The organism is Albidovulum salinarum, assembly GCF_025673475.1.
Taxonomy (GTDB): domain Bacteria; phylum Pseudomonadota; class Alphaproteobacteria; order Rhodobacterales; family Rhodobacteraceae; genus Albidovulum; species Albidovulum salinarum.
On the sequence record NZ_JAOVQO010000028.1, the window covers coordinates 22,017 to 30,046 of the forward strand.

At 66.6% G+C, this 8,030-nt stretch carries 8 protein-coding genes and 1 pseudogene; 7 read left to right on the plus strand and 2 right to left on the minus strand.

Annotated elements, in window-relative coordinates; translation table 11 throughout:
* Positions 1-38: 38 nt before the first annotated feature.
* The 4 genes from lgt (at position 39) to OEZ60_RS20605 (ending at position 4,083) form a co-directional block, all read left to right on the plus strand.
* Positions 39-917: a prolipoprotein diacylglyceryl transferase gene (gene lgt / locus OEZ60_RS20590; protein WP_263340437.1), complete on the plus strand. Its 879-nt coding sequence runs from the start codon at positions 39-41 to the stop codon at positions 915-917.
* Positions 914-2,011, plus strand: coding sequence for a class I SAM-dependent methyltransferase (locus OEZ60_RS20595; RefSeq protein WP_263340439.1), 1,098 nt, complete (start codon positions 914-916; stop codon positions 2,009-2,011). The genes lgt and OEZ60_RS20595 overlap by 4 nt, the downstream gene beginning before the upstream one ends.
* On the plus strand, positions 1,986-2,741 hold the full coding sequence (gene pgeF, locus OEZ60_RS20600) for a peptidoglycan editing factor PgeF (RefSeq protein WP_263340442.1): 756 nt from the start codon (positions 1,986-1,988) through the stop codon (positions 2,739-2,741). Before OEZ60_RS20595 ends, pgeF begins: the two co-directional genes overlap by 26 nt.
* Before the next feature lie 685 nt (positions 2,742-3,426).
* Positions 3,427-4,083: a Hint domain-containing protein gene (locus OEZ60_RS20605; RefSeq protein ID WP_263340445.1), complete on the plus strand. Its 657-nt coding sequence runs from the start codon at positions 3,427-3,429 to the stop codon at positions 4,081-4,083.
* Positions 4,084-4,138: 55 nt separating this feature from the next.
* On the opposite strand, the gene OEZ60_RS20610 is transcribed toward OEZ60_RS20605, so the two are convergent.
* A complete protein-coding gene (locus tag OEZ60_RS20610; RefSeq protein ID WP_263340448.1) occupies positions 4,139-4,639 on the minus strand; it encodes an Lrp/AsnC family transcriptional regulator in 501 nt (166 codons plus the stop codon).
* A 255-nt stretch (positions 4,640-4,894) separates the two neighbouring features.
* Between OEZ60_RS20610 and trxB the strand changes: the two genes are divergently transcribed.
* Positions 4,895-5,863, plus strand: coding sequence for a thioredoxin-disulfide reductase (trxB, locus tag OEZ60_RS20615; protein ID WP_263340450.1), 969 nt, complete (start codon positions 4,895-4,897; stop codon positions 5,861-5,863).
* 37 nt (positions 5,864-5,900) lie between these two features.
* Here the strand turns inward: trxB and OEZ60_RS20620 are convergent, their stop codons facing one another.
* Positions 5,901-6,653, minus strand: a complete 753-nt coding sequence (locus OEZ60_RS20620; protein ID WP_263340451.1) for a winged helix-turn-helix transcriptional regulator — start codon at positions 6,651-6,653, stop codon at positions 5,901-5,903.
* Between the two features lie 118 nt (positions 6,654-6,771).
* Here OEZ60_RS20620 and OEZ60_RS20625 point away from each other — a divergent pair, with 118 nt between their 5' ends.
* Both OEZ60_RS20625 and OEZ60_RS20630 read left to right on the plus strand, forming a co-directional pair.
* Positions 6,772-7,578: a methyltransferase domain-containing protein gene (locus tag OEZ60_RS20625; protein WP_263340453.1), complete on the plus strand. Its 807-nt coding sequence runs from the start codon at positions 6,772-6,774 to the stop codon at positions 7,576-7,578.
* Positions 7,579-7,780: 202 nt separating this feature from the next.
* Positions 7,781-8,030, plus strand: a pseudogene (locus OEZ60_RS20630) (adenylyltransferase); the annotation flags it as partial.

The window sequence follows — 8,030 nt, forward strand, 5'->3', positions numbered from 1 at the left end:
TCGCAGCCGCGCGCTCTGAGAGGGTCGAGGAGAACACGATGCAGGCTGCCATTCCTTTTCCGGATCTCTCGAACGAGATCTTCTCGGTCGAGCTTTTCGGCATCACGCTCGCGTTGCGCTGGTACGCTCTCGCCTATCTCGTCGGACTTCTGGCGGGCTGGTGGGTCATCCGCGCGCTGATGCGGCGCCCCGCCCTGTGGCCGGCCGGGCAGGCGCCGATGGAGCCGGGAAAGGTCGAGGATCTCCTGACCGCGATCATCATCGGCGTGATTCTCGGCGGCCGCCTCGGCTTCGTGCTGTTCTACCAGCCGGGGTTCTACCTCGCGAACCCGGCCGAGATCGTGAAGGTCTGGGAAGGCGGCATGTCGTTCCACGGCGGCTTCCTTGGCGTGGTCGCCGCCGGGCTCTGGTTCTGCCGCCGCCACGCCGTGCCGCCCCTGCAGCTTTCGGATGCGATGGCGCTGGTGGCGCCGATCGGCCTGTTTCTCGGCCGCCTCGCGAACTTCGTCAACGCCGAGCTTTGGGGCCGCCCCACCACCCTGCCCTGGGGCGTGATCTTCCCCGGCGAGGCCGCGCAGACCTGCACCGGCTTCCTTCCCGGCGACTGCGCGCGCCATCCGAGCCAGCTTTACGAGGCGGGTCTCGAGGGGCTGCTGCTCGGAGCGGTCCTGATGCTGCTTCTTGGGCGCGGAGCCCTCCGGCGGCCCGGGCTGATCACCGGCGTCTTCCTCCTCGGCTACGGGCTGTCCCGCTTCGCGGTCGAGTTCGTCCGGCAGGCCGATCACCAGTTCATCACCCCCGACAACCCGATGGGCTACGCTCTCCATGCTGGCGGCATCGGCCTGTCGATGGGGCAGCTCCTGTCGCTGCCGATGATTCTCGCCGGGCTCTGGTTCTGGCGCCGGGCGCGGGCGTGACGCCGCTCGCCGAAATCCTCGCGCGGAGGATCGCGGCGAGCGGCCCGGTGACGATCGCCGAGTACATGGCCGACTGCCTGATGCATCCGGAACACGGCTACTACGCCACCCGCGATCCCTTCGGATCCGCCGGCGATTTCACCACCGCGCCGGAAATCAGCCAGGTCTTCGGCGAGATGGTCGGGCTCTGCCTCGCGCAGAGCTGGCTCGATCAGGGCCGCCCCACCCCGTTCACGCTGGCCGAGCTTGGTCCCGGGCGCGGCACGCTGATGGCCGACATCTGTCGTGCGATCCGCGCCGTGCCCGGCATGGCCGAGGCGGCACGGATCCGGCTCGTCGAGGCTTCGCCTGCGCTTCGCGCCTGCCAGGCCAGGACATTGTCGGATCAGGCCCCCGAATGGCTCGACCGGGCCGAGGATTTGCCCGAAGCGCCCCTCTTTCTGGTCGCGAACGAGTTCTTCGACGCGCTGCCGATCCGCCAGTTCGAGCGACGTGACAACGGATGGTCCGAGCGGCAGGTCGCGCTTTCCGAACATGGGCTGATGCCGGGCCTCGGGCCGGTGAGCCGCTACGGCGCCCTCGATGCCCGGCTGCGTGATACCGCGCCGGGCGACATCGTCGAGACCTGCCCGGCCCTCGCCCCCATCGCGGCGACCATCGCCGGCTGCATTGCCCGTCATGGCGGCCTTGCCCTCGTGATCGACTATGGCGGCTGGCACTCGCTCGGCGATACGCTTCAGGCGCTGAAGGCGCACCGGCCGGTCGATCCCTTCGCCGAGCCGGGCGAGGCCGACCTGACCGCGCATGTCGATTTCGAACAGCTTGCGGTCGCCTTCGCCGCCGCTGGCTGCGAGACCACCGCGATGACCCCGCAGGGCGTGTTTCTCGAACGGCTGGGAATCACCGGGCGCGCCCGCGCCCTTGCGCGGAACCTCACCTGCGACGCGCTCGAAAGCCACATCGCGGCGCATCGGCGCTTGACCCATCCCGAAGAAATGGGACAGTTGTTCAAAGCGATTGCCTGTTTCCCCAGAGGGGCGCCCCTTCCACCCGGATTAGACCAGTTTCATGACGCTCGAAATCCTCACGCATGACGCGCTGCTGCCCCTGAAACACGGTTTCTTCACGCGCAAGGGTGGCGCGTCATCCGGAATATTCCGCGGACTGAACTGCGGCCACGGCTCGTCGGACCTGACCGAAGCGGTCGCGATCAACCGGGAACGGGTGGCGGACGCGCTTGGCGTCCGGCCGGGCGCACTGGTCGGTGTGCATCAGGTTCATTCGGCGGACGTCGTGACCGTCACCGGTCCGTTCGCGACGCCGGTTCGTGCCGACGCGCTCGTCACCGATGTTCCGAACCTGGCGCTCACGGTTCTGACCGCGGACTGTCAGCCGGTGCTGTTCGCCGACGCCCGCGCGGGCGTGATCGGCGCCGCCCATGCCGGCTGGCGCGGCGCGCTGTCAGGCGTGCTTGAAGCGACGCTCGCAGCGATGGAAGACCTCGGCGCCAGTCGCGGCAACACGGTCGCGATCATCGGCCCGACCATCAGCCAGAAAGCCTACGAGGTCGGGCCGGAGTTTTTCGACACGTTCCTCACCGAGGATCCTGACAACGACCGTTTCTTCGCCGGAGGCGAAGGCGACCGCGTGCATTTCGACCTTCCGGGCTTCGGCCTGCACCGCCTGCGCGAAGCCGGCGTCGGGCGGGCGGAATGGAGCCGTCACTGCACCTATTCCGATCCCGAGCGGTTCTTCTCGTACCGCCGGTCGGTGCACGCCCACGAAGCCGACTACGGCCGGCTTCTCTCGGCAATCCGGCTCTGATTGCGGCGCCATATTTCTGCCGCATTTCAACACGAGGTTGAGTGACGCCGGATCAGGCAACCCGGCTGAAGGCGGGGCGCAAGCCCCAGAGGACAAAGGAGCAGTCAGGCAAAGCCGCATCTCAGTGAAATCCAAAGAAGGGCAGCCGGAGCGTCACCTCGCCCCGCAGAGCCCTCAATAACTCGGCGGCAAGCGCCATCATCAAGAAGGGGGAGCGACCTCCCCGCACATACGCCCTTCGACGGCCACCTGATGCAGGTCTGGCGCGGAGCACAAGGGCTACCGCATTGTTCCCATCGTCACGGCGGGGCGCGGTTATCGGCAGAATCAAGTGCCGATTCGTTGCGCTACCAGCGCGGGGTGCGTCGTTTCGCGCCCAGTCATTATTCACGTTTTCGGCAACAAAACCAGCAACACCGCGGCGATTGACAACAAGGAGGCGTAAATGGACGCCCGTTTTTGACAGAAGCCGCCCGAGATGGCCCGATATCAACTGTGTCAGTCTGTATTCTTGGGTGGGGGTGCGCAGATGTGACCAGACCGAAAGGCTGCTCGCGTGTCGTACCCGTTAGGTACCGTCGCCTCTGTTTCGACGGAAAAAAGTTCTTCGCCCGCTGCCGAATGCCAAGGCATTCCGTATCGAAAACCTGAATTCAACCCTCCGATACTCACTAGGCGCTACCAGTTGAGCTATCTGGACGCGGACGGTCAGATTGAGACCGCAACCCGTCTCGCGCCCGCAATCCCCGACTACGAGGAAGCGTTTTCGGCTTTCGCCCGAGGGACCGTCATCGCAACGTCGGACGGCCCCGTCGCCGTCGAGGACCTCGTGCCCGGCATGCAGGCCCTGACGGCCGAAGACCGCTGCGAGACGATCACCTGGATCGGCTCCATGACGCTCTTCCCGCCGCGCGCCATGCGCGGCATGCACGGCGGTACGCTGACCCGGATCACCGCCGATGCGCTCGGCATCGGTCGGCCGATGCCGGATCTCGTGCTGGGGCCGGGCGCCAAGCTCCTTCTGCGCAGCCGGTTCGGCGACCGCTCCGGAGCTGTCTACGCTTCGGCCCAAACTTTCGTCGATGGCGTATCGATCATCGAGGTCACGCCCACGGCGGCGGTGCCGGTGTACCACATCATGCTCGAAAGGCACGGATCGCTGCGCGCCGCGGGGCTCGAGATCGAAAGCTACCACCCCGGTGCGACCAGAGAGGACCGCGGACCCAGGGCGGCGCAGAGCTTCCTGTCGCTGTTCCCGCACCTGCGGTCGTTCAGCGGGTTTGGTCCACTGGCCCATCCCCACATGACATCAAGCGAGGTTGAGGCGGCGCTGGCCGGCTAGGGCGAGGCACGCCGCGCCGCCGCTGGGGGCCGGGCGCAGCGCCGGGGCTTCGTCCTCAGGCGCTGCGCCCGAGTCGCTCTTCGAGGAAATCGAAGGGAACGCCGGGCTTGTCCTTGGCGCAGCGGATCACGAGCGAGGTCTTGACGCTCGCCACGTTCGGCGCCGAGGTCAGCTCCTCGGTCAGGAACGTCTGAAACGACGACAGGTCCGGGGCGACGCACTTCAGGATGAAGTCGATCTCGCCGTTCAGCATGTGGCACTCGCGCACGAGCGGCCATTCCCGGCAACGCTGCTCGAAGGCCGACAGATCGACCTCGGCCTGCGAATGCAGCCCGACCATGGCAAAGACCTGGACTTCGAATCCAAGCTCGCGCGGGTTGACGTCGGCGTGGTAGCCGCGGATGTAGCCCGCCTCCTCCAGCGTCCGCACCCGACGCAGGCAGGGCGGCGCCGAAATGCCGACGCGGCGGGCCAGTTCCACATTCGTCATGCGCCCGTCATCTTGCAGCTCGGCCAGAATTTTCCGGTCGATCTCGTCGAGTCTGTTGGCGCCCATAGGTCATTCTCTCCCGAAATTTCGCGGAACTTACCGTTCGGCGCCATAACGCGCAACATTGTTTCGCAAGCACGCAACATATTTGAGACACCATCCGCGCGGCAGCACCGAGACGGCCGCCGTCAGGAGAAGCGGACTTGTAGGGCCAGCCGCTCCTGTTTCAGTCCCGATCAGCCGCATGGCTGTGTTTCGAGGGGTTCCCCAGCCCGCCCGGGCTGACTATATGGCGCGGACAAGAATCGGAAAGGGACTGTCATGGGCGAGACGCGGCACACCAGGGTTCTGATCATCGGCTCCGGCCCCGCAGGATATACCGCGGCGGTCTATGCCTCGCGGGCCATGCTCGACCCGATCCTCGTTCAGGGCATCCAGCCGGGCGGACAGCTCACCATCACGACCGAAGTCGAGAACTGGCCCGGCGACACCGAGGTCCAGGGTCTCGATCTCATGGTCCGGATGGAAGAGCACGCCAAGGCGATGGGCGCCGAGGTCATTTCCGACCACATCTCCTCCCTCGACCTGTCGAAGCGGCCGTTCACCGCGCATGGCGATTCCGGCACGACCTATACCGCTGACGCTGTAATCCTCGCCACCGGCGCGCAGGCCAAGTGGCTCGGCCTGCCGTCGGAGGAGAAGTTCAAGGGCTTCGGCGTCTCGGCCTGTGCGACCTGCGACGGGTTCTTCTACCGCGGCAAGGAGGTTGTCGTGGCCGGCGGCGGCAACACGGCCGTCGAAGAGGCGCTGTTCCTCACGAATTTCGCCAGCAAAGTCACGCTGGTCCATCGCCGCGACGAGCTCAGGGCCGAGAAGATCCTTCAGGACCGCCTCTTCAAACATCCGAAAGTCGAGATCCTGTGGGATCACACGATCGACGAGGTGCTCGGCGACGAGCAGCCGCTCGGCGTCGCCGCGGTGCGCGCCCGCCACGTAAGGACCGGCGAGACCACGGATATCCCCTGTGCGGGCTTCTTCGTCGCGATCGGCCACGCTCCGGCCTCGGAACTGGTCGCGAGCCAGCTGGAGCTCCATCACGGCAACTATGTGAAGGTGAAGCCGGGCACGACGGAGACCTCGATCCCCGGCGTCTTCGCGGCCGGCGACCTGACGGACCACGTCTACCGCCAGGCCGTGACCTCGGCCGGGATGGGCTGCATGGCGGCGCTCGATTCCGAACGTTGGCTCGCAGCACAAGACGCCGAAAAGGCGGTCGAAGCCGCGGAGTAACCCAACCACGGAAGCGCGCCGGGATGACCGGCCGCTCTCACATGGATCGATCCTGGTCCATGCCACTGGCCGGGACCACTGGGTCCCGTGCCGCCGTTCGGCCCTGCCCACTCGCCGCATTCACCGGTCGGATCGCCGAGAGCGGGCCAAGGTTCAGCCAACTTGCCAGGGCGTCCCGCGCCTCGTAGCTGCCGATCGCCTCGAGAATGCCGTCAGCCAGCGAGGTCCTGAGCGCGATGTCACCCCGGTAGATGCGAATGAAGTCAGCGACGGTCGCGGCCAGGAAAAGATCGGTCTCGCCACCGGGATCGTCGACGCAGAGCTGGCACCGCCCATCCTCGTTCAGGAACCACCAGAGCGCCTTGTGCGCCGGCTGGTCGGTGAATTCGATCCGCACCACCCCGCGCGCCCCGAAGGCGTCGGCCCGCGCGCCGCGCTCTATTCCCCAAAGGAGCAGGTCCAGGTCGATCTCGCCCTCCTCGAGATCCCGCCGCGCCCATCGCTGCCCCCAGGCGCCCATCGCCTCGATGATCGGGGTGAATTCGCGGCCCGCGAGGGTCAGGTGGTAGCTGACCGCGCGCCCGTTCGCGCGGCGCTCCAGTATTCCTTCCTGCTCAAGGGATTTCAGCCGCTTGGAAAGTAGCGTCGGAGACATCATCGGCACGCCGCGCTGGATGTCGGAGAACCGGTGCGCGCCCCAGGTGATGTTGCGCAGGATCAGCGCGGTCCATCGTTGACAGAAGACCTCCGCCGCCTTGGCGACCGGACAGAACTGGCCGTAGCGTCGCATCTGGTGCTCCCTTCCCCTTTGGCCGTGGCTCGATCGGGTAACAATCAGACTACTACAGAATCAGGACTATTCGCACCCGGACGGGTTTGCGACCCTCCCCGTACGAAAGGAGGAGATCATGCAGACCCTGAAGAAAGCCGAAGCCGGGCAGGTCGAAACCGCCGCCGCCGCAATCTACGATCGCGCATTCGTGCCCGCCCTGTTCGGGCAATTCGCTCCGATGCTGGCCGACGCCGCCGCGATCGCCCCCGGAGAGCACGTTCTTGATGTCGGATGCGGGACCGGTGTCGCGGCCTTGGCCGCCGCCGAACGTATTGGCCCCGAAGGGCATGTCACCGCCGTGGATATCAATCCCGGCATGCTCGCCGTTGCGCGCAGCAAGTCCGACGCGATCGAGTGGATCGAGGCGCCCGCCGAGTCGCTGCCCCTTGCCGATGGCCAATTCGATGCGGTCATGTGCCAGTTCGCCCTGATGTTCTTCGCCGACCGCACGGCAGCGCTGCGCGAGATGGCCCGCGTCACGAAACCTGGAGGCCGCATAGCGCTGCTCGTTTGGGAGGTGCTGGATCGAACCCCCGCCTATGACCGGCTGGTGCCGCTCGTCGGCGAGATCGCGGGCCCCGATGCAGCCGCCGCGCTTGCCGCGCCCTTTTCCCTCGGAAGCATCGGTGACATCAAAGATGAGATTGACCGAGCGGGGCTGAAGCTTGCCGAGCATGGCGTCCTCACGGGAACGGCGCGCCATGCATCGCTCGACGCATGGATCGACACCGAGATCGGCGGCTGGACGCTCTCGGACATGGTCTCCGCCGAACCGTTGCGCCGGCTGAAAGCGGCCGCGCGACACGACCTGGCCGCCCATATTGGCGCCAATGGCCGCGTGGCTTTTCCGGCTCCCGCGCGTCTGGTGATGATCCGTCCGTGAACCGGGCCGCGCGAGGCGCCGCGCGTCCCGTTCGAGGCGCGCGGTCCGTGACGCCGTTCGCTGCATCGCAGAAATATCGCACTTTCCGTCCGATTGCACGGCGCCAGAGCCCGCGCGTCTTGAATTTTGTCCCGTTTCGGCGCTATGCCCGGCGCGAAAGCGGCGGTCTCGCCGCGCCGGTCATGCAAAGGTCGAATCGCTGATGTCGCTCCCCAATCTTGCTCCGATCCCGGAGCTATACGTCTCGTACGAGTCTGCCCAGAAGCTGAAGCACGAGGCCGGCGCGCTGCCGTCCTGGGACCTCACCCAGCGCCAGGTCTGCGATCTGGAGCTTCTGATGAACGGCGGCTTCCACCCCTTGAAGGGCTTCATGACCGAGGCCGATTATGACGGCGTGGTCGCGGACATGCGGCTCGCCGACGGCTCGCTCTGGCCGATGCCGGTGACGCTCG

What these genes read in the sequence shown, in the direction of transcription:
- lgt (WP_263340437.1), top strand. Translation starts at nt 39, where the DNA reads ATGCAGGCTGCCATTCCTTTTCCGGATCTCTCGAACGAGATCTTCTCG.
- pgeF (WP_263340442.1), top strand. Translation starts at nt 1,986, where the DNA reads ATGACGCTCGAAATCCTCACGCATGACGCGCTGCTGCCCCTGAAACAC.
- OEZ60_RS20610 (WP_263340448.1), bottom strand. Translation starts at nt 4,639, where the DNA reads ATGGGCGCCAACAGACTCGACGAGATCGACCGGAAAATTCTGGCCGAG.
- trxB (WP_263340450.1), top strand. Translation starts at nt 4,895, where the DNA reads ATGGGCGAGACGCGGCACACCAGGGTTCTGATCATCGGCTCCGGCCCC.
- OEZ60_RS20620 (WP_263340451.1), bottom strand. Translation starts at nt 6,653, where the DNA reads ATGCGACGCTACGGCCAGTTCTGTCCGGTCGCCAAGGCGGCGGAGGTC.
- OEZ60_RS20625 (WP_263340453.1), top strand. Translation starts at nt 6,772, where the DNA reads ATGCAGACCCTGAAGAAAGCCGAAGCCGGGCAGGTCGAAACCGCCGCC.